General features: G+C 40.2%; 20 protein-coding genes. 7 read left to right on the top strand and 13 right to left on the bottom strand.

Annotated features, from left to right (window positions below):
• Nucleotides 1-16: 16 nt before the first annotated feature.
• The 3 genes from Q7657_RS03485 to Q7657_RS03495 all read right to left on the bottom strand — a co-directional run bounded on the left by Q7657_RS03485 (nucleotide 17) and on the right by Q7657_RS03495 (nucleotide 2,059).
• Nucleotides 17-397 carry a PH domain-containing protein gene (locus Q7657_RS03485; RefSeq protein WP_107165617.1) on the bottom strand — a complete coding sequence of 127 codons (381 nt, stop codon included), beginning with the start codon at nucleotides 395-397 and terminating at the stop codon, nucleotides 17-19.
• 283 nt (nucleotides 398-680) lie between these two features.
• Nucleotides 681-1,505 (bottom strand): phosphate ABC transporter substrate-binding protein, encoded by an 825-nt coding sequence (locus Q7657_RS03490; protein ID WP_053988901.1) that lies wholly within the window; start codon nucleotides 1,503-1,505, stop codon nucleotides 681-683.
• 131 nt (nucleotides 1,506-1,636) lie between these two features.
• The gene (locus Q7657_RS03495; protein WP_107165618.1) at nucleotides 1,637-2,059 is read right to left on the bottom strand and encodes a DUF3859 domain-containing protein; all 423 of its coding nucleotides are present in this window, start codon (nucleotides 2,057-2,059) and stop codon (nucleotides 1,637-1,639) included.
• 189 nt (nucleotides 2,060-2,248) lie between these two features.
• On the opposite strand from Q7657_RS03495, the gene Q7657_RS03500 reads away from it, so the two are divergent.
• Nucleotides 2,249-3,073 carry a CPBP family intramembrane glutamic endopeptidase gene (locus Q7657_RS03500; RefSeq protein ID WP_107165619.1) on the top strand — a complete coding sequence of 275 codons (825 nt, stop codon included), beginning with the start codon at nucleotides 2,249-2,251 and terminating at the stop codon, nucleotides 3,071-3,073.
• A gap of 49 nt (nucleotides 3,074-3,122) precedes the next feature.
• Here the strand turns inward: Q7657_RS03500 and Q7657_RS03505 are convergent, their stop codons facing one another.
• From Q7657_RS03505 to Q7657_RS03535, 7 genes are all read right to left on the bottom strand, one after another.
• Nucleotides 3,123-4,256, bottom strand: a complete 1,134-nt coding sequence (locus Q7657_RS03505) for a M14 family metallopeptidase (protein WP_107165620.1) — start codon at nucleotides 4,254-4,256, stop codon at nucleotides 3,123-3,125.
• Between the two features lie 158 nt (nucleotides 4,257-4,414).
• On the bottom strand, nucleotides 4,415-4,735 hold the full coding sequence (locus tag Q7657_RS03510) for a c-type cytochrome (RefSeq protein ID WP_053989430.1): 321 nt from the start codon (nucleotides 4,733-4,735) through the stop codon (nucleotides 4,415-4,417).
• A 105-nt stretch (nucleotides 4,736-4,840) separates the two neighbouring features.
• Nucleotides 4,841-6,031, bottom strand: a complete 1,191-nt coding sequence (locus tag Q7657_RS03515) for a dihydrolipoamide acetyltransferase family protein (RefSeq protein WP_107165621.1) — start codon at nucleotides 6,029-6,031, stop codon at nucleotides 4,841-4,843.
• Nucleotides 6,028-7,011, bottom strand: coding sequence for an alpha-ketoacid dehydrogenase subunit beta (locus tag Q7657_RS03520; protein ID WP_107165622.1), 984 nt, complete (start codon nucleotides 7,009-7,011; stop codon nucleotides 6,028-6,030). The genes Q7657_RS03515 and Q7657_RS03520 overlap by 4 nt, the downstream gene beginning before the upstream one ends.
• Entirely contained in the window at nucleotides 7,004-8,110 is a 1,107-nt protein-coding gene (gene pdhA, locus Q7657_RS03525; protein WP_107165623.1) for a pyruvate dehydrogenase (acetyl-transferring) E1 component subunit alpha, read from the bottom strand. The genes Q7657_RS03520 and pdhA overlap by 8 nt, the downstream gene beginning before the upstream one ends.
• 235 nt (nucleotides 8,111-8,345) lie before the next feature.
• On the bottom strand, nucleotides 8,346-9,266 hold the full coding sequence (locus tag Q7657_RS03530; protein WP_258178232.1) for a DNA ligase: 921 nt from the start codon (nucleotides 9,264-9,266) through the stop codon (nucleotides 8,346-8,348).
• 160 nt (nucleotides 9,267-9,426) lie between these two features.
• Nucleotides 9,427-9,969 carry a hypothetical protein gene (locus Q7657_RS03535; protein WP_107165624.1) on the bottom strand — a complete coding sequence of 181 codons (543 nt, stop codon included), beginning with the start codon at nucleotides 9,967-9,969 and terminating at the stop codon, nucleotides 9,427-9,429.
• A gap of 314 nt (nucleotides 9,970-10,283) precedes the next feature.
• On the opposite strand from Q7657_RS03535, the gene Q7657_RS03540 reads away from it, so the two are divergent.
• Nucleotides 10,284-10,988 carry a hypothetical protein gene (locus Q7657_RS03540; RefSeq protein WP_107165625.1) on the top strand — a complete coding sequence of 235 codons (705 nt, stop codon included), beginning with the start codon at nucleotides 10,284-10,286 and terminating at the stop codon, nucleotides 10,986-10,988.
• Nucleotides 10,989-11,072: 84 nt separating this feature from the next.
• Here the strand turns inward: Q7657_RS03540 and Q7657_RS03545 are convergent, their stop codons facing one another.
• The gene (locus Q7657_RS03545; RefSeq protein WP_107165626.1) at nucleotides 11,073-12,542 is read right to left on the bottom strand and encodes an FAD-dependent oxidoreductase; all 1,470 of its coding nucleotides are present in this window, start codon (nucleotides 12,540-12,542) and stop codon (nucleotides 11,073-11,075) included.
• A 527-nt stretch (nucleotides 12,543-13,069) separates the two neighbouring features.
• Between Q7657_RS03545 and Q7657_RS03550 the strand changes: the two genes are divergently transcribed.
• The 4 genes from Q7657_RS03550 (at nucleotide 13,070) to Q7657_RS03565 (ending at nucleotide 16,114) form a co-directional block, all read left to right on the top strand.
• Nucleotides 13,070-14,113: an OmpA family protein gene (locus Q7657_RS03550; RefSeq protein WP_107165627.1), complete on the top strand. Its 1,044-nt coding sequence runs from the start codon at nucleotides 13,070-13,072 to the stop codon at nucleotides 14,111-14,113.
• A gap of 116 nt (nucleotides 14,114-14,229) precedes the next feature.
• Complete coding sequence (locus Q7657_RS03555) at nucleotides 14,230-14,658, top strand: hotdog fold thioesterase (protein ID WP_107165628.1); 429 nt, start codon at nucleotides 14,230-14,232, stop codon at nucleotides 14,656-14,658.
• 6 nt (nucleotides 14,659-14,664) lie between these two features.
• Complete coding sequence (locus tag Q7657_RS03560) at nucleotides 14,665-14,901, top strand: DUF3389 domain-containing protein (RefSeq protein WP_107165629.1); 237 nt, start codon at nucleotides 14,665-14,667, stop codon at nucleotides 14,899-14,901.
• Nucleotides 14,902-15,067: 166 nt separating this feature from the next.
• Entirely contained in the window at nucleotides 15,068-16,114 is a 1,047-nt protein-coding gene (locus tag Q7657_RS03565; protein WP_107165630.1) for an outer membrane beta-barrel protein, read from the top strand.
• Between the two features lie 55 nt (nucleotides 16,115-16,169).
• On the opposite strand, the gene rodA is transcribed toward Q7657_RS03565, so the two are convergent.
• Nucleotides 16,170-17,261: a rod shape-determining protein RodA gene (rodA, locus tag Q7657_RS03570; protein ID WP_107165631.1), complete on the bottom strand. Its 1,092-nt coding sequence runs from the start codon at nucleotides 17,259-17,261 to the stop codon at nucleotides 16,170-16,172.
• 275 nt (nucleotides 17,262-17,536) lie between these two features.
• On the opposite strand from rodA, the gene Q7657_RS03575 reads away from it, so the two are divergent.
• Nucleotides 17,537-18,448 (top strand): ROK family protein, encoded by a 912-nt coding sequence (locus Q7657_RS03575; protein WP_107165632.1) that lies wholly within the window; start codon nucleotides 17,537-17,539, stop codon nucleotides 18,446-18,448.
• An 82-nt stretch (nucleotides 18,449-18,530) separates the two neighbouring features.
• Here the strand turns inward: Q7657_RS03575 and Q7657_RS03580 are convergent, their stop codons facing one another.
• Nucleotides 18,531-19,691: an MFS transporter gene (locus Q7657_RS03580; protein WP_053988919.1), complete on the bottom strand. Its 1,161-nt coding sequence runs from the start codon at nucleotides 19,689-19,691 to the stop codon at nucleotides 18,531-18,533.
• Nucleotides 19,692-20,143: the final 452 nt, after the last annotated feature.

Genomic DNA, 20,143 nt, shown 5'->3' on the forward strand with positions numbered 1-20,143 from the left:
CGTTCAGAGCGAGGAATTATTTACCAGCGACTTTTGCCGCTAACAGACCTTGCATCGCATAAACGTTGGTCTTGCCGTTGAACTCTAGTGTCATTGGCTCGTGTTGACCAGAGATCCACAGTTTTAGTTCAGCATCTAAATCAAAATGCCCTTTGGTTTCTACTGCGTACATGGTGATTGCTTTGTAAGGAATAGAGCGGTATTCCACTTTTTTACCTGTCAAACCTTGCTTATCAATAAGGATTAAGCGGTAATCGGTTAAAACAATCATGTCACGAACTAGCTTGTAAGCTAATTCAATATGTTCGTTTGGACCAAGGATAGTTGATAGTTCCTCAGTCGCGTCAGCGATGCTCATTTCACCTGCGTTGCCTAACAGCGCGTTAAAAAGACCCATTTGTTATTCCTTTTATCCTTGATAACTAAAACATTAGTTCATCTATGTGTCGTTTTTCGATTTTAATCGAATTGTGTTTTTTACACTAGCAGAAACATAACACCATGGTATAGGACTTAAGGTAAAGATCAGGTTAAAAGTGAGATGTGATAGAGAAAATATATGGTGCGATAGGTGGTTACGGAATATGAGACGAGTAGGGTTTCAACCCAAAGTACCGAAATACTTTGGGTGAAAGTTCATTCGTGCCACAGAAAGGCATGTGGCGATGCAATCTTAAAAATTAAGACATTGAAATATAGCCTTTATCTTTAATGATTTTTTGTCCTTCTGGCGACATGATCCACGCTAAAAACGCTTTAGCAGCAGGTTTTAGTTTACCTGGTTGGTTCAGTACCAAGAATGGACGTGATAGTGGGTAAGTCTTGTTAACCACATCTTCAACCGATGCTTTGTGACCATCAACACTGACAGCTTTTAAAGTTTTATCAACAGAGCCTAGTGAAACGAAACCAATCGCATCTTTGTTGCTAGCAACAACAGTCTTTTCAATACCATTACCACTGGCCACTTGTGCTTTTTGGCTAATTGTCGATACTTTCACACCGTTGATTTTGGTGGTTAGTTCCATTAGCTCTTCAAACGCACCACGCGTACCTGAGCCATTTTCACGTGTTGTGACTACGACAGGATCGCTGTTGCCGCCAACAGCTGACCACTGCGTTATTTCGCCTTTAAACAGTTTTTCAATTTGTGCTTTTGTTAAATTGTTTACAGGGTTTTTCGGGTTTACAACAACGGCGATACCATCACGTGCAATTTCAGTTTCAACCAGACCTGCTTTTTTCTCATCTGCAGATAGGTTACGTGATGCCATACCTAGATCATTCACACCTTCAATTGAAGATTTAATGCCAGCACTTGAGCCTGTACCATTGATGTCGATAAATACGTCTGGATGACTCTTGTGATAAGTTTCACCTAAAACTTCCATCACATCAGTAACAGATGTAGAACCTGATACAGCAATGTGCTCTGCAGCCATCGCTGAGCTTGAAGCTGCGACAGTGCTTAGAATTAATGAAAGTGTAAGAAGTGACTTAGTCATGTTGCGTCCTTTGGCTGCTTAGTTATTTGCTCACTAAACTAAAGTGGCCATGTGACAACTTTGTTTCAAAAAAGGACGTTGCTAATCAAGGTTAGATTTCAATAATGGAATCATCTTGTTCCAAAAATGAATTAACAGCCGCGACGTTTCCAGAATTGTCCTTCATCATGATTAAAAACATTGAAGGTTTTATCCGCGATAATGGTGCCGTTCATTTCTAACGTCATCCGCCATGGACCAATCTTATTACTTATTGGCGACCATATGGTGTCGCCGAGGTAAAAGTCCCAGTCATTGCTGCGAACATAGACATAACCATCGAAGGGGTCGAGTACTTCACCGTCATCATTGGTGATATTGGGGTGATAAATGCAGTAATGAAGCTTTTCCCCTTTGGCTTTTTTGATATTCACAGTAAAGCCAAATTCAATATCAATTTCGGCAGGTATATCTAGTGTAAATTCTTTGATTTTCGGTAGCTTTTTGGATTCTGCATCCCAAGTGGTGAAAATACCGTATGAATGTAAGTGAATGACTGGTTTGTTTTTTGCCATGGATAGGGGATCTCTTTTACTGGTGAACAAGCAGTATAACCTGAAATTTGGCGATGTCAGGATGGTTAGTATTACCTTTGTCCGATTTATTGGGCATAAAAATGAAAGAATGAATGATTATTACTTCATGGAATATTGTGCTTTTGATAATCTAGATGATAAAGACTCTTATTATTAATGGAATAACAAATGGAACCAACAGTTTGGATATGGGGATCACTTGCGTGTGCTGTGATCAGTGGTTTTACTCGACAAAAGTGGCTGACAATAGCGCTAGTTGTATTGAGTATTGTTGCTGCTCTACTGCAAGCTCGATTATCAATTATTGCCCTAAGTAGTATTGTGATTGGCTTTGGTGTTGCTTATTTCACAGCCAAGCAAGAAGGGAAGTGGCGTTATGCCGGATTAACGTTCATGTTAATTTGGTCATTAGCGTTTTTTGCTCATGCGATTCCGGGCTTTGATAACCTAAAGGTGCTCGACAAAGTATATGCAAGTAGTGATAGCATCCCATTTACCATGTACTTCAATCTTGATAAGCCTCTTGTTTTCTTTGGGTTATTACTGGCATTCCCAACGTTATTAGGGCAAAAGAAAACTTGTGATCTGAAAGTGATTGGCTTGGTGGTGGTAGGCGTTTTATCGTTATTGCCAATTGCTGTGGGTTTAGGTGCATTAACGTTTTCGCTATCGACTCCCCATTGGTTATGGCTATTTATACTGAACAACTTGCTATTTACTTGTGTGGCTGAAGAGGCCTTATTCCGAGGCTTTATCCAACAAGGATTATCGCAACGGTTTGGTTGGGTAACGGGCGTTATTGTTGCGAGTTTACTGTTTGGTTTAGCACATTTCGCTGGTGGGATGTTACTGGTTGTATTCGCAGCGCTTGCAGGTTTGGGTTATGGCTTGGTTTTCTATTTAACAGGCAGATTGTGGGCGGCAGTTGCTGTACATTTTCTATTTAATCTTAGTCATTTGATATTTTTCACTTATCCGATGCTGGCGAAATAAACAAAAAACGGTCACTGATGTGACCGTTTTTATTAGGAGTTAGATGCGATTAACGCAAATGATCCATCACCACAAGCGTTGCTGCTAGAGTATCGCTACCAAAAGCAACACTACGCTCAGGTGACCAACCGTACAGACTATCTGGTTGGTTATTGTGATCTTTGAATGGCATCTCAATAGTGTAAGACAAGCAGTTAAACTGCTCTGCAACCCAGTTAGAGCCAACGGTTAAGTTTGCTTCACCTGGTTTGTCTTTGTCGTAACCGTGTTCTACTTGGAATTCAGGTGTAATAGTTAGCAGTGCTTGCTTGAACATATTTTCAAGATTTTCTAGGCGAGCATCGTATGATGGAATGCCTTCAGAGCCTGCAACGAAGTTGTAAGGGATCGCCTCATCGCCATGAATATCTAGGAAGAGATCAACGCCTGTTTCAAACATTTTTTCACGTACGTAGTACACTTCAGGGCTGTTTTCTAATGATGGTGTTTGCCATTCACGGTTAAGGTTTACACCAATTGCATTTAAGCGTAGGTGACCACGGGCGCTACCGTCTGGGTTCATATTTGGCACTACGTAGAATACTGCTTTTTCTAGTAAAGCGCGGCCTACCGTATCTGTTTCATCAAGCAGGCGTTGTACTAAACCTTCAACAAACCATTCCGCCATGGTTTCACCTGGGTGTTGACGTGCAATAACCCATACTTTTTTCTTTTCTGTGTCGCTTGCTTCATCACCGATCACCAGTAGGCTCATATCACGGTTATCGAGTGTATGACCTAGTGTCTCTAAGCGACAGTTGTAGTGACTTTGTGCAAGGTGCAGTAGATCTTGGTGGCGATCGTAGCTGTATGGTGCAAAGTAGGCAAAGTACATTGAACCGTGTTCAGGGATCACGCTAAAGCTTAAGGTGTCGCCATCAAATTCAGATGGAATGCGGAACCACTCTTCACGATCGTAAGATGCGACTACATCATAGCCTTTCCAGCCTTCTGGGTAAGCTGAATTTGCTAGATCAAGAATTTTGAAGTTATGTGTTTGCTGAGCTTCAGATTCCAAGCGGAAATGGAACCATTGGTGTAGCTCTGAATTGTTGTCGTTAGGAATGGTAAGTTGGATATCGTCTTTGCTGTCTGCTTTTACGACATTGATACTTCCACTTTCAAAGTTACTGAAGATTTTCATTTTATGATTCTCGTTATAGGTTTTAATCTCAAGTTATCACAAAGATAGACTGCCTATGATGTTTTTTCCGCTATAAAGTTTGGGAAATAAGTTTGTATGACTAATAAAACACCAGCCGCTGTTCACAATGGAAATAGCGGCTGGTGATTGGTTATCTATTACTTCATTTGGGCGTAATATTCAGCAATATCAGCAATGTCTTGTTGCGATAAATTTTTAAGCTGCGCCTTCATCATTGCCGACATTGCACCAGTACGGCTGTCATCGAGATAAGCTTGCATAGCGTTATAGAGATACTCCGCTTGTTGACCTTTTAAGTTAGGGTAGTCAGGACGAGGAGCAATACCGTCGCTGCCGTGACAAAAACGACAGCTTGGGGTTTTAATTTCACCTTTGCTTGCATCACCTTCAGGCATTGCCATTAGCGAACTGGAAAAAAGTAGGGTTGCAAGACTTGCAGTAAATAGTGAATAGCGCATAAGTACGACTGAATAAGAATAGGTAATATTCATCATAGGCACTTGTTGCAGCGATGCAATATATTGTTATGGTTTGATGTAACAAACTGTTATTTAACGTTAAGGTTATTCTAGTTTGTCATGGCTTAGGTGCTCCAAACTGTGCACAAGCGCTTTAATAAATCGTGCGGCTTCACCACCAGTACATGCTCGATGATCAAAGGTGATAGAGAGTGGTAACACCTTCACGGTATTTATTCGTTCACCTTCCATCATGACTTTATCCATGATCCTACCTGCACCGACAATCGCAACCTGCGGCGGTGTGACGACAGGGGTGGCATAAATACCTGCAATTGCGCCGTAGTTAGATAGGGTGATTGTCGCTTTTTGTAATTGATGACGGCTTATTTTTCGACCACGAATGCTGGCTGCAGTACGATCAATCCAACGACGAATTCCTTCATTATGGTATTGCTCTGCATGGTGCAGCACGGGAACATATAACCCATGGGCACTATCAACGGCAATCCCAATATTGACGGTTTTATGCAAGCAGCGTGTCATGGTATCGGCATCAAACCATGCATTTAACGCAGGCTCTGTATGACAGGCATGATTAATCGCTTGAACAAGATTAACGGTAATATCATCGTTTTTATGCCAGTGATATAGGTGTGCTTCTTCAGTAATGGTGACTGAGGCGACATCATGGTGTGATTGCGCCATATTTTTAGCCATGTTGCGACGCGCACCTTTGAGTAATTCTGTGCCCGGTGTTTGTTGTTGGTAGGCTTGATAAATATCATTATCAACAATAAGGTGATTGGTACCTGAACCTTCTATGTCCTCTATTTTTATGCCTAGCTTTTGAGCCAGTAATCGGGCAGAGGGGGTAGCAATCAAAGGGTGATCGGCATTGGTAATGGAATTAACATGAATGGCATGCACTTCATCGTAAGAGAAATGATCAATATCGACATGTTTATCGAGTTGCGATATTTGCCCAACAACAGTCGCTGATGAATTGTCGTTTGATTCTTGTTCTACTTTATCAATGGTTGTCGATGATGTTGAAGTACGAAGTTCATCGATTTCTAATAAACACTGACCAATATTGATGGTGTCACCTTCGTTACCATAGCGATGAATAATTTTGCCACTATAGGGCGCGGGGACATCGACGGTTGCTTTGGCGGTTTCAACGGTAACAACGACTTGATCCGTTGTAACAGTATCACCAATATTGATATGCCATTGTACAATTTCTGATTCTGCTAGACCTTCACCAAGATCGGGTAATGTGAATGCTTTCATTGCCAACCCTCCATGAGTTCACGTGCGGCATTTACAATGTCATCGTGATGGATCATAAAATAATCTTCATTGCGGTAGTAAGGCATGATGGTGTCGAACCCAGTTAACCGCTTGGGTGGTGCTTTGAGTAAGCACATGGCACTTTCTGCTACTCTCGTAATGATCTCTGCACCAACCCCACAGGTTTTAACTGCTTCATGGACAACTAATAAACGCCCTGTTTTTTCTAGTGAGTGCAGAATAGTTGCCATGTCGATAGGTTTGATGCTGGCTAAGTCAATAACTTCAAGTTCTATGCCATGATGTGCTAAGGTTTCTGCGGCTTGAAGAGATTCGACCACACAGGCTCCCCAAGTGACTAAGGTGATATCTTGCCCTTCACGAAGTGTGAAACAACAATCAATAGGTAGCGCAATACCGTTGTTTTCAACCTGCGACTTTACAGTGCGATAAATACGTTTTGGCTCAAAAAATAATACGGGATCATTGCTTCTAATCGCACCAAGTAATAGGCCGTAAGCGCGCTGTGGAGAAGAGGGAATGACGACTTTTAAACCGGGAATATGAGCAAATAATGCTTCGACACTTTCTGAGTGATGCTCAGGCGCATGAATACCGCCACCAAAAGGCGCACGAAAAACCGCAGGGCAGGTTAAACGACCACGGGTACGATGACGCAGCCTTGCGGCATGGCAAACTAAGTGTTCTATGGCGGGGAAAATAAAGCCTTGGAATTGAAATTCGGCAACAGGACGAAGCCCTTGTGATGCCATGCCAACAGTGATACCACCAATGAGTGCTTCTGCCAAAGGGGTATCCATTACTCGCTTGCAACCAAACGTTTGTTTTAACCCAACGGTTGCTCGAAAAACACCACCGTTTTCTCCGATGTCTTCACCTAAAACAACAACATTATCATCATGTTGCATTTCATAATGAAGGGCGAGGTTAACCGCTTCTAACAACGTGATTTCAGCCATGATCACCTCCTGATGATTGTTTCTCCATTCGAAGTGCTTTATTGATCAAGCTGTCACGTTGATATTGCAGATCGTCATCGATATGTTCATAAAGGTGATCAAAGGTTGATTCAGGCGCTTGTGCGACTAAAGCAAGATAGTGTTCAACGGCTTCATTAATATGTTGTTTGCATTCTTGCTGCCACTCGATTTCCTGTGCTTCCGACCATAAGGCTTGATTGATGAGATAAGTTTTAAGGCGTGCGATAGGATCAAATTGCCATGCTTGCTCAAGTTCATCATCAGGACGATAACGAGAGGCATCATCGGCGGTGGTATGATCGCAGAGTCGATAACTAACGGCTTCAATTAAGGTGGCACCTTTGCCTTTTCTTGCTTTATCTAAGCTGTATAGCATGGTGTCGTACATGGCAATAATGTCATTACCGTCAACTAATATCCCTTCAATACCTGCGCCTTTAGCTTTATCGACCAGATGTTCAGCATGGCATTGTAAATGAAGCGGGACTGATATCGCCCATTGGTTATTGTTAATGACAAAGACTAATGGAATATTCCAGATTCCAGCACAGTTAAGTGATTCCAGAAAATCCCCTTTAGAAGTGGCACCATCACCGCAGGTGACAACAGTAGCCCGATGTGAACCTTTAATTTTCATGGCAGCGGCAATGCCGACCGCATGAGAACATTGTGTCGCGATAGGCACACAAAATGGCATATCGTCATTATGTAATTGGTTTGGCGCAGGGGGGAAATCACTACCTAATTCATCACCGCCCCAGTATTGGAGATTCTTTTCCATGCTAACGCCACGGGCCCATAATGCTGGCATATCTCGGTAGTAGGGGGCAAAGGTATCGGTTGGTTTCATGGCTCGACCAATGGCAATACCAATGGCTTCAGCGCCGAGGTGTGAAGGGTAAGTCCCTAACTTTCCCGTTCTTTGTAACGCTATCGCTTTCTTGTCGTAGTGACGAACTAATACCATGTCACGATAAAAACGTAGTAATAACTCATTGCTAGCCCAATCTGGAAGGGGGCTTACAAGCTTGCCACAATGATCAATATAACGATGCATGGGTTGTGTTTGAATGGTCATCCCAAGCTCCTTGTGTTTATCGCTCTAAAGTCATCAACTAAAGAGGCTAATCGTTATAACGGCTTGAACTGGATAATTTAAGTGTAACGAATTGACAACAACTTGCTTGAGGTTTCCTGCTGATATAACAGTAAAGAAAAGAATACAGTGGAAAGGTTCGTAAATAGAGTTATCAGTTAATAATTTCTGGAGCTTTATACTGATAACTCGACTTGCTTTTGAAGTAATATGCTAACTAACTATCAGGTGAGACTCTGACTCGGCTAAAGCGTGCAAAACGAGGTATGCCTCGATTGGTATAACCGTTAAAGCGATACTGAATGGTAGTGCCTATCGCTGGTGGGCTTTTTCGTTGTTGGTCGGTGAAACCTGATCCTATTTTAAAGGTTTCATTGCTTGCTGTTTTTACCCAAACAGCTCCCATTAGTCCTTGGTATTTACCGTTCCCTTCTTCGTAACCAATGACAATGGCTTCAGCATCTTGATGCTGTTTGAGCTTTAATAGTTGATGGGTTCTTCCTGCTACATAGAGATTGTCGCTGTGTTGTAGCATCAAGCCTTCACCATGATTGTTGACTACAATATCGAGCCACTGAGTCAAAATAGTAATGTCACTAATACGTTTTTGTTCAATTGCAAAAAGATAATCATTTTGCATGGAGATACTGGTGATCAATTGTTCTAGTGCTAAGTAACGTTGCTCAAAAGGAAGGGGGGATTGGGGTAAATCAAATACCATATATTTCACTGAGCGCCACGCTGCTTCGTCTGGTTTTTTATCCATAACTATCTGGGTGAGTAACTGGAACTTACCTCTATCTATCCACAATTCACCATCTAAAGTGGTATTGGGGAAGTTTGCGGTAAACCAACTTGGCGCATAAATTTTATTGCCTGAGCGTGTTAGTAATTCTGAGCCATTCCAATAGGCTCGAATGCCATCTAGTTTTTCACTGATCAAATATTCGCTGATTGCAAATTCAGGGGAATTTGTCTCAGCGTTGTTGGCGGTGATTTTCTGGATATCAAGGGACTCTGCTTTCATTATCTCTAGCCCGGCTTGAGCCGAAAATGAAAGTGATAATAAAATCAGTGCAGCGATAGGATTGAGGGGAGTTTTAACTTTGTTAACGTCAGGGCTAACTGTATACGTCATCGCACAACCTCCAAACTACTGTTATCAAATATAAAGTATGAGAGCTTGAAGGTAATGAAAAATATCAATATGGTTTCATATTGTTGTATTGTGCCATCACTCGGAATGCGATTGTTAACACACGCAAACCGTTAAACAGAAATGTGCATTCATTATCGTTTTAGGGTGTCGTAAACGGTGAAATTGTTTTCGTTTTCTTTGCTAAAACACCAGAGTTAGCTGTGTAATTATCTGTACACTTATAAAAGTCTTGGGCTTGCTTATGATCCGCAACAAATGAAAGCGGATGTTCTAATCCCTCAATTTGAATGCGGGAGCGGTTTCCATGAGAGCGAAAAGTGTCGATAAATAACTTAGGACTGACATTATCATTAGCGATAGTGGTGCTGTAGATAACGTTCTCATTATCAATTCGCTTAAAAAAGTTATGATCAACAAGATAGTTAATGTCAGCTTTAGTTTTATTGAAAATAGGCTCTTGTATTAGTTTTCCACGTGAAGGTGCTGACAAGTCATTGAAATGATATATTTTAATTTCAAAGTTTCTATGGTAATTAGAAGATAATGCTAAAACAATTTTATCTTGATAGCGCTCTTCTTTTATACGTAAAGTACATGCTGAGTTGTTTTTGATGTACGCAGAGTTTTCAAGCAGTGGAGTTGAAAATGCCGATACAGTCAGAAAAAGTAGTGGTGTAATCATAGTGCGCACCATTTTTAAAAGATAAAGACAGTTAACAAATACCTACAACATTTTGCCTCTACTTAAACACTAGTGCTTGTGGCAAATGAAAATGTAGCTAACAGCAAGATCTATTATTTGTGATACACATTATTAGTTTTGAGACAAGTATCCTACTTTACTTGATAGAGTACTTTTTAAGGCTGATGTAGTGAAGATGCTCATAGCTATATCATAATTATGACAATTGTTTACATTTTAAGTGTTAAATTACGCAGTAAGACATTCAATATATTTATAAATTTTGCTGTTTTTATTATTAAGGGAGAAGCAACATGGCAACAAATACTGCCAAAATTAATTGGAAACTGTCTTTAATTGCAGGGTTAGTTGTTGGCGGTGCTTTGGGAGCTGGAGCGCAATATTATAATAACGTCCCTGATAATCAGGCTTACAAGGCATTACAAGCCGAGCATCAAAGCTTAGTTTCCGAATTGGATCATGAAAAAGCGTTGGTAAAGCAGCTTGCGGAAGAAAAAACACAATTAATGGATGATTCCAGCAACAAACTGACAGAGCTAAATCAACAGTTAGATACGCAGAAACAGCAGCTAGTGGCGTTAAGTCAGCAGCTGGAAACGATTCAGAAGCAACAAGCGCAAGTTAAACAAAAGCAGCAAGAACAAGCAAAGAAACTGGTTGTCACAAAGAAAAAATTAGACAAAGAAGTAGTAGCTTTAAAAACGCAAACTAAGCAACAAAAAGAAGTAATTGATAACTCTAGTCAACTATTCGAACAAAAAGCAAAATTACAAAGTGAGCTAGCGGCAGCGCAAAAAGTGACTGCAGATTTAAAAGCGCAAAGCAAAAAATCAAAAAAAGCGTGTGATGAATTTAAATCTGGTGATAGTTGGAATTGGGTATCACAAAAAGATTGTGATAAATACAATGCCCAGCAAGCAGAGGTCAGTAAAGCAGAAGCGAAGGAGCTAAAATTAAAGCAAGCGTTAGCAGATCTAAATAAAAAGATTGGTGCTTAAATCTCTTAAATTGCCCTTTTTCAATACAAAAACGCCACTATATCTATGATTACCAGTAGATATTAGTGGCGTTTTCTTTTCTTATTAGCCAATAGGTTGAGCTAAGGATGCAGGGAACCCTCGTTCTTCAGCAATTTTCTCTGCGTAACTGACGATCTCATCTTTTGATAGTCCTAGCGTGACAGGGAATGATTGCTCTCTTGCGTTGCTTTTATCAGGTTGAGCGATTAATTGCTTATTAATTAGTTCGGCTACAATAGCATCGGCTGCCGAAAGTGCTGAAGAAGCTTTAACTATTTCAGAACGTGCATAATTGCAGCCTGAAAATGAAATATCAGCAGCACGTAACGTTGGATCTGTGCCAGGGATCTGTTGCGCTCCAAATAACGGTTTTCCACCAACTTCAGCATCTTTAAATGAATGTACGTATTGAGCCACATGCTTTATGGCTCTTTCTGTTCGTTCAACGACTTCAGTTTGTGGCCATTGGCGGTTTAGTTTTTCTTGGAATGAGGCATTCAGTACTGGTTGAGCCGTACACTTTGATGATGACACCAAACCATCTTTAAATAAGGTGATGTCTTGGGTCATACCATGTAATTGGAAATAGCCATTAGGGTAGGGTGTTAACTGTGCCATACCTTTTGGTGTGCCACGCTCACCATGTATGATCAGCTCAGGCCATTCACCTTCACATTGTGCCCAGTGAGTGACATAAGCGGCTTTAAATTCCACCATACGTTCACGAGGTATATGGGCTAAATCATCAATAGAACCTGAGCGGTAACCGCAAGCATTTATTAAATAATTAACGTGACAGCGCTGCTCGCTGTTATCAGAAGTTCGATAAGTAATCTGCCACTGTTTAGATGAGGATTCGTACTGTACGTTCGTGACCTTAGTTGAGGTTAATGTATGACAGTTAACCATTTTATCTAGAGCCAAAGCAGTGGTGGCAGCAATACGAAATACACTTAAGCCGTACTCTTGAACCATTACAATAGGGTATTTGAATTGATCTAGCTGTAATGATTTAGCAACAGGGATCATCCATTCATCAGGCGTTACTGGGTGAGTTGGATTATCTAATTGTTGTAAACGTTCTAAATCTTGTTGGCTATATAAAGTGAAGTAGTCTGATGGCTCGCCTAGCACTTTATTCTTTTGATCAAGTGCGACGAGTGATGAATATGCATCATTAAGCACTTTAAGCCTTGGGAGCAACTCGCAAGGAAAGCCCTTATCATCCATAGGTACCGCAATGACTGTTGGACGAATATTTGCTGTATATTTAAAAACTCTTAATGTATCAATAGATTGCTTCAATAAATCAAGACATTGTTTCTCAGAGATCTCTCGATAAAGGTTACCTCCTGCATGTAAATGGCAGATGGGTGGGCCATTTACAAGGCTTCTTCCTTCTTCAAACAAGTTTATTGAAATTCCTAATTCAGCTAAACGAAGCGCTATGGTTGAGCCAGCCACGCCGCCTCCAATGATCCCAACGGTAGCATGGGGCATACACTCAGATGAGTTGTTTCTCGATATATTCATAATGATTAAGCTTAAATCTGAAATTCAATAATAGTTATTTTAAATGCTTTGTCTGACATGAATTGTGCTGACCAATTGAAATGCATTTTACAAGTTTAAAACTACGAGAGAAATATAAAGTTGGATCCACTTTGGTTTTATGTTTTTCCGGATGAGTTATCGACAGGTTGATTAAATAGTAATTGGAAAATACAAAAAATATAAATATATGCTCAGTCAATATTGCAAATGTAAAATTCCATCTTTGTGAATGGTTTTATATTTGTTGCTAAAATGTGATGTCGATTTCTTTTTATACGAGCTGGTTTTTATTTGTAATATTTATGAATCTTTAAAATACAGCGAGTTAAATTTATTAAATGTTACAAAAAATATTTTAGTATAGCTTTTTGTGTTTTTCTTTGCTAAATTAAACTCTGTTTTTTTGAGGTGTACCGCAAAAGATAAATCTAGGTTTGTATTTGTGACGTTAAGCATCTAAAAAAGCACCTGTAGTGGCAACAATCATAAAATAAAGGATAAAAAACATGTCTAAAGCACGTTTTGCGATTTTACCTCTTGCACTTCTTATTTCTGGTGCAGTAAACGCAGCAACTGAAAACCCATTCTACGCTGGTGTTCGTGCTGGTGGCGTTCATTACGCTGATTTCGATACTAAAGATTACGCAAACGGTACTTACGGTAACGGTTCTGACGGTATCGATCGTGATGACTTCGCTGCAGGTATTTTCATGGGTTACAACGTAACTCCATGGTTTGCAATTGAAGGTGGTTACACTTGGTTAGGTGAAGTTACTGCTAAGTACGACGAACACCACGATCTAGGTAAAATTGAGCAACAAGCTATCGATCTAGTAGGTAAGTTCACTTACCAAGCTACTGATAAAGTAGATCTATACACTAAAGTTGGTGGTGCATGGCAGTTCACTCGTGCTAAAGGTTTTGGCGCGACTGACCGTGATGACAGCCTAATTGCAACTGCAGGTCTAGGTGCTGAGTACCACTTCACTGACAACCTATCTGCACGTGCTGAATACCAGTACTACCACAACATGGAAACTAAGCCGACTGGTACAGATACTAAGATCAACTGGGACGCAAACTACTACGGCGTGAGCCTAGTTTACGGTTGGGGCGCTCCAGCACCAGTTGTTGCACCAGTTGTTGAAGAAGTTGTTGAAGCAACAACTGTTCAAGTTGAGCCAATCTCTGTAACAATGCCTTTTGCATTTGACAGCGACAAGCTAACTGCAGAAGACGAAGCACGCCTAGAGCCAATCGCTCAGCGTCTAGTTAACTTCCCTAACGCAGAACTAGTAGTTATCGGTCACACTGATAGCCGTGGTTCAGAAGCTTACAACCAGAAGCTATCTGAAGAGCGTGCTAAGACTGTAGCTCTATACCTAATGAAGCACTTCAACATCGATGCAAGCCGTGTTAAAGGCGAAGGTCGTGGTGAGCTAGATCCAGTAGCTTCTAACGATACTGCAGAAGGTCGTGCACAAAACCGTCGTGTAGACGTAACTACTCCTGGTTTCGAAATCGAATCAGAAGCAGCTGCTGCACAATAATTAACTCTTTCTGAGTTATAAAAAAAAGCGCCGAAAGGCGCTTTTTTTGTGTCTGTGATAATAGTGGTAAACTGGCTGCTTAAATGAGATGCGTTGTTGAGAGATGAGAAACTAGTATGTCTATTTGGAAACGAGAGTTTAGCCTCGCGAGCTTAAATGCCACATCAAAACAGACCCTTATTGAACATTTAGGAATTTTGTACACCGCTTTTGATGATCATTCACTATCGGCAACGATGCCCGTTGATCATCGTACACATCAACCGCTTGGTATGCTTCATGGTGGGGCATCTGTCGTGCTAGCAGAAACCTTAGGTTCTTTGGCTGCAAATCTAGCTGTGGGTACTGATAAATATTGCGTCGGTTTAGATATTAACGCTAACCATATACGGGCAATAAGAGAGGGGACTGTAACAGGATGCGCAGCACCAATACATATTGGTGCAACGACTCAGGTATGGCAAATCGAAATAAAAGATGAACGTCAGCGTTTAATTTGCACTAGTCGTTTAACTATGGCTGTAATGAGTAATAAAAAGAAGTAGTCCGTAATGATAATAGAATTTGAACAAGGAAAGATAATAGCGACACAGCATGAAGTTGTTGTACGTATTAATGGTAATGCAAGGATTAACCTTCAAGCACAAATAGACGAGCTTACTCTTATTGCTGGTGCAAATGTGGTAACGGCTGTTGGTAGTGGAATAAATTGGTCAGTGAAGTTAGATTCAAATGAACAATTACGATTACTAGCAGATGAAATAGGTATTGCGATTACTTGTTATTAGTTTTGTGAATGTAATTTCCATTTGCTATTGATTTTGGATATTTCATTGTCACTTTATTGATAAATAAGCTAGTTGAATGATTAAATATAGAATATTATTCCTAATACAAATATTTATTGAAATGTAATATTTGTTCAATATTTAAACAATAATAAAGAAAATGAATATGTCTAAAAAATATATCGCACTATTACCGCTTGCGTTAATTATCTCTACAGCAGCTTCTGCTGCAACTATGAACCCATTTTATGCTGGTGTACGTGTTGGTGGTGCTCATTACTCTAATTTTCAACAAAACTACCAAGATGCAACAGGCATTAACTTAAACAAAGATGACGTTGCTGCTGGTTTGTTTGCTGGTTACAACATCACGCCTTGGTTTGCTGTTGAAACTGGTTATACATGGTTAGGCGAAGCTAAATTCCAACACAATAAAATTAAGCAACATGCTTTTGACTTAACAGGCAAAGCAACATGGCACTTAAATGATAAGTGGGGGGTATTTGGTAAGTTAGGTGGTAGTTACATGCTAACTGACTTCCATGGCTATGGTATTAAAGATATTGATGAGCACCTTGTCGGTACTGTTGGTGCTGGTGTGGAATATCAATTAACAGATCATTTATCTACACGTCTTGAGTATCAGCTATATCATGATCTTAAGTCTAATCCGCGTTACACAAACCAAGAGTATAACTTCGATACTCAATTCTATGGTTTAAGCCTTGTGTACAATTGGGGAGCGGCGAAGCCTGTTGTTGTTGAACCTGTTGTAAACACTGCGCCACCACAAGAAGCAAAAACAATCACAATTGAACCTGCGACAGTAAGTATTGCTTATGGTGTGAATGGAAAACATTTATCAGCTGAAGATCAACAGAAACTTCAGCCAATGATGCAGCGTTTAACTCGTTACCCAAGTGCGACAGTGGAAGTTACTGGCTATACATCAAATACAGGCTCTGCTGCTTATAACCAGAAATTATCTGAAAAGCGTGCAAAGAATGTCGCTCATTTACTTTCTCAGTATGTAGCAAACCCAAATCAGATCACAGCAAAGGGTATGGGTGAAGAAAATCCAGTGGCTTCTAACAATACTGCGGAAGGTCGTGCAGCTAACCGCCGTGTAGAGGTATATTCACCTGCGTTTAAACTAGCGACAGAAGATGCTGCAGAGCGTCCAGATTGCTGTGCGATGGAAAACAATCTATAACTGAATTACTTATAATAAAAAGCGCCGATTAGGCGCTTTTTTTATGTTTATACAATTACTTAGTTGGCGCACAAATTGATTTTTTTCGCAGACATAACGCCATAATAATCCCGAAGATTGCACCTTGGGTAATAATTGCTGAACCACCATAACTAAAGAAAGGTAGCGGACTCCCCATAACTGGAAGTACACCACTCACCATACCGATGTTAATAAAGCTATATAAGAAAAAGCTCAGTGCAAAAGAGCCACTCACTAATCGAGCAAACGTTGATTCAGATTGGTTCGCCAGCCATAACACACGAAATGTCATAAATGTGTATATCGCTAAAATCACAAAACTACCGATATAGCCCCATTCTTCAGCAAAGGTAGAGAAGATAAAGTCAGTATGGCTTTCTGGAATAAAACCTAAGTTACCTTGGGTTGCATCCATCCAACCTTTACCCGTCATGCCACCAGAACCAATGGCAATTTTTGATTGAATGATTTGATAGCCCGAGCCAAGTGGATCGGATTCTGGATCTAAAAACTGCAAAATACGTTTCTTTTGGTACGTTTCCATTACAAAGTACCAAGCAAGGGGCAAGCTAACGCCAATAATTGCCACCACAGAGCCGATTAGCTTCCATGACATACCTGCAAAATACAGGACGAATAGGGCATACATGATAGTGAAAATCGCACCATCCAGATCGGGTTGAATAAAAATTAAACCGGCAGGAATAGCGGTTAGGATCAAACAGATCATGATTTTCTTGAGGCTAGGTCGGCCGGCATCACTTACCAGGATCCATGCCATCATCATAGGTATTGCTATTTTCACCAATTCAGAAGGCTGAAAACGAATAGGGCCTAATGCTAACCAACGTTGTGAACCGTTGGTACTGTCACCTAATACAAATACACCGACCAGAAGTAGGACAGTGATTAAAAATAAATAAGGGGCACTGCGCTCGTATGTAGCCGGTGAAATTGACGACATAAACAACAGTGCAGCAATCGCTACGCCTGCACGGATTAAGTGACGTTCAATAATAGGAACACTAAAACTGCTGGCACTCCACACACTCAATGAACTGAAAGTGATCAGAATTAAAATCGATATCAGTAATGGAACATCGATATAAGGACGGAATTTATTCATCGTGTACTTCAATATTCACGCGAATTTACGCAGAAGATATAAATAACCGACACTTTAGGTGACTTCTCGTTGTCTGCAAGATAAAAAGTGCAACGAAATGTACCGTGAGCAAATTTGTGAATAAAGTGAGTGAAAATCTAAGTGATAAATTTATTGAAAACAGGCTTGTGAAAAGGGAGCCGAGCCAAATGATTTTAATCTAATTAGTGATAGAACCCAGAGAACAAAATATCAAACCAGCTATACTCTCAAGGTGAATTTTCTAGGGGAATCAAATGGATCGTTATTACTGGGGAATAGATTTAGGCGGCACTAAAATTGAGTGTATTGTGATTGATCGTGACACCGAGCAAAGTGTTATTCGTGAGCGGATTGCCACGGAAAGTGCAAAAGGTTATACGCATATTTTGCAGCAAATAAAGACACTCATTGATCGCTGCGCAGATAAATTAGGTCAATATCCTAAATCTGTTGGGTTTGGTACTCCTGGTACATTAGATCCTATTCATGGGGTAATGAAAAACTGCAATACCACAGCGCTAAATGGCAAAGCATTAGATAAAGATCTTAATGCGTTGTTGAATATTAAAGCAGTATTAGCCAACGATGCGAACTGCTTTGCTCTTGCTGAAACCCATTATGGTGTTGTTAAACGCATCAAGCCTGATGCGCAAATTGTGTTTGGTATCATCATGGGAACGGGTGTTGGCTCGGGCATTGTGGTTGATGGTAAATGTCTATATGGCTGTCATGGTATTGCAGGTGAATGGGGACATAACGTTATCGAAGCACAAGGCGCAGATTGTTACTGTGGTAAGCAAGGTTGCGTTGAAACAGTGATCTCAGGAAAAGGTTTAGAGCGTTATTATCGTGAGATTTCAGGGCAAGACTTACCGTTACCTGAAATTGTTGCCGCTGCAAAAAATGGTAATGCGAATGCCGAGAAAACGATAGCGCGTTTACGTCATTACTTTTCGTTAGCGGTTGCGAAGATCATTAATGTTATTGATCCCGAAGTTATCGTGATTGGTGGTGGTGTCGGTAATGTTGATGAACTTTATCAAAATATTGACCAACTCATTCTTCCACATTTGTTTAATTCAGAATTAAATACCCAGATTGTGAAACCAGAATTAGGCGACAGTGCCGGAGTATTTGGGGCTGCTGCATTGGTAAAACATCTTTAGCAACGTATAAATAAAACAAAAGGCGTGGCTCATACCCTTTAACTTAAAGAGTAGAAGACACGCCTTTTAAAGTTCTTTTGTCTTAGCTTGCCAATACTTGTGGCTTGCGCTGTAGACTTGCAAATAGCATGTAAATTGCTGTTGCTAATAGCACAATGAAGAAGAAATCCATCAAGCCATTTGGCTGAGCCATAAAGGTATTTGCACCAATAGGACCAAGCGCAGAGCCAATGCTGTAGCTAAATAGCATCACTTGTGTTGCAGCAACAATGTAAGACGAATCTAAATTGTCACATGCCAGTGTAATGGCAATAGGGTATAGCGCAAAAGACGACATACCAAGCAGTGCAAGTGCTGTTACCAATACAGTAAAATCAGATGATAAATGCGTGATACCCATTGCAAATACACCCACTAAAGACATCAGTGCTAATAGCAGTGTTTTACTCATTTTCACTGAAAGTTTACTGATGATCGGTTGGATCACCATACCACCTAGGATAATGGATGCCATTAGTACACCCACTTGGTTTGTTGAAAGTGAGCTTTGCTTTAAAGCAAGTGGCATTAAACCATAAATGCTACCCATCACAACACCTGAAGTCATACAACCGATGATCGCAGGCTTGCTTAAACGTGTAATTTGTTTAAATGACAGCACTTGGTGCGCATCGCTGTTTGGTTGACCTTGTTTTACTAATAGTGGTGGTAAAATAGCGATAAGTAGTAACGCCATAACAACCATAAAAGGAATAAAGCCTTTCACGCCAAAGACACCTACAGCTAACTGACCGATCGTAGTGCCACCGTACAGTGATGTCATGTAAAAGCCTAAGCGTTTTGCTCTCTCTTTTGGGCTATCACCAATCAGTAACCAAGACTCAACAACGACAAAGATCCCAGCCACAGCCATACCTGCGACTAAACGTGCAAATAACCATACTTCCTTATTAGGAAAAATAGGTAATACAACGACAGTGGCAGCAAGTAAGCTTAAAAATGTAATAAACGCAACACGGTGACCAATTTTTGCAATGATTGGCTCAATCATCATTGATCCTACAAGAAGACCAACATAATAAATGCTCGCTAACCAACTGGCATAAGAACTATCAATATTAAAATTACCTAATGATAGTGGGATCAGACTCATTAGATAGCCTGATGCAATTGCGAATACCGTTAGTCCTGCAACTGGCACGAAAACGCCATTAGTTGCGCGAGAAGTAGTGATGTCTTGCACTACCTTGATCTCCAAGTTAAAGAGGTTGTAATTCACTGTCTTTATTAAAGAATTTGACGCTAAGAATGCGAAAGTCCAGAAATCAAGGAATGATCACTGGCACTAAGAAGACAGCACTGATTGTAAAGGTGTTTCGATTGAAAACGCGGCGATTATTCATCTAATATTCAGATTAGTAAAATGAGAAAAACTAATGAGAAATGGCGTTTCTGATAATATTCGATAATGATAAAAAATAATGATTAGAGTTATGCTTATTCTAATGATTATATGAGTGAGAATTTATTGTTTAATATATTTATTATTAAGGTATTAGCGCAAAAAAGAATGAGGAAAAATGATTTATAGTCACGGAAATGATTAGTGTTGTAAATGTTGCTTTATATATAAAAAGCGCCAATTAGAACAAATTATTTTCAAAATTGTATAAGTAACTTGATTAACTAAGATGA

Origin of the sequence: Candidatus Photobacterium acropomis (genome assembly GCF_030685555.1) — a bacterium.
Classification (GTDB): Bacteria; Pseudomonadota; Gammaproteobacteria; order Enterobacterales; family Vibrionaceae; genus Photobacterium; species Photobacterium lucens.

Bases quoted from the DNA above. Each gene is read 5' to 3' on its own strand.
- Q7657_RS03515 (WP_107165621.1), bottom strand. From the start codon at position 6,031: ATGAAAGCATTCACATTACCCGATCTTGGTGAAGGTCTAGCAGAATCA.
- Q7657_RS03530 (WP_258178232.1), bottom strand. From the start codon at position 9,266: ATGACGTATACAGTTAGCCCTGACGTTAACAAAGTTAAAACTCCCCTC.
- rodA (WP_107165631.1), bottom strand. From the start codon at position 17,261: ATGAATAAATTCCGTCCTTATATCGATGTTCCATTACTGATATCGATT.
- Q7657_RS03565 (WP_107165630.1), top strand. From the start codon at position 15,068: ATGTCTAAAAAATATATCGCACTATTACCGCTTGCGTTAATTATCTCT.
- Q7657_RS03550 (WP_107165627.1), top strand. From the start codon at position 13,070: ATGTCTAAAGCACGTTTTGCGATTTTACCTCTTGCACTTCTTATTTCT.
- Q7657_RS03505 (WP_107165620.1), bottom strand. From the start codon at position 4,256: ATGAAAATCTTCAGTAACTTTGAAAGTGGAAGTATCAATGTCGTAAAA.
- Q7657_RS03495 (WP_107165618.1), bottom strand. From the start codon at position 2,059: ATGGCAAAAAACAAACCAGTCATTCACTTACATTCATACGGTATTTTC.
- Q7657_RS03520 (WP_107165622.1), bottom strand. From the start codon at position 7,011: ATGGCTGAAATCACGTTGTTAGAAGCGGTTAACCTCGCCCTTCATTAT.
- Q7657_RS03540 (WP_107165625.1), top strand. From the start codon at position 10,284: ATGGCAACAAATACTGCCAAAATTAATTGGAAACTGTCTTTAATTGCA.
- Q7657_RS03575 (WP_107165632.1), top strand. From the start codon at position 17,537: ATGGATCGTTATTACTGGGGAATAGATTTAGGCGGCACTAAAATTGAG.
- Q7657_RS03510 (WP_053989430.1), bottom strand. From the start codon at position 4,735: ATGCGCTATTCACTATTTACTGCAAGTCTTGCAACCCTACTTTTTTCC.
- pdhA (WP_107165623.1), bottom strand. From the start codon at position 8,110: ATGACCATTCAAACACAACCCATGCATCGTTATATTGATCATTGTGGC.
- Q7657_RS03490 (WP_053988901.1), bottom strand. From the start codon at position 1,505: ATGACTAAGTCACTTCTTACACTTTCATTAATTCTAAGCACTGTCGCA.
- Q7657_RS03500 (WP_107165619.1), top strand. From the start codon at position 2,249: ATGGAACCAACAGTTTGGATATGGGGATCACTTGCGTGTGCTGTGATC.
- Q7657_RS03545 (WP_107165626.1), bottom strand. From the start codon at position 12,542: ATGAATATATCGAGAAACAACTCATCTGAGTGTATGCCCCATGCTACC.
- Q7657_RS03535 (WP_107165624.1), bottom strand. From the start codon at position 9,969: ATGATTACACCACTACTTTTTCTGACTGTATCGGCATTTTCAACTCCA.
- Q7657_RS03485 (WP_107165617.1), bottom strand. From the start codon at position 397: ATGGGTCTTTTTAACGCGCTGTTAGGCAACGCAGGTGAAATGAGCATC.
- Q7657_RS03555 (WP_107165628.1), top strand. From the start codon at position 14,230: ATGTCTATTTGGAAACGAGAGTTTAGCCTCGCGAGCTTAAATGCCACA.
- Q7657_RS03560 (WP_107165629.1), top strand. From the start codon at position 14,665: ATGATAATAGAATTTGAACAAGGAAAGATAATAGCGACACAGCATGAA.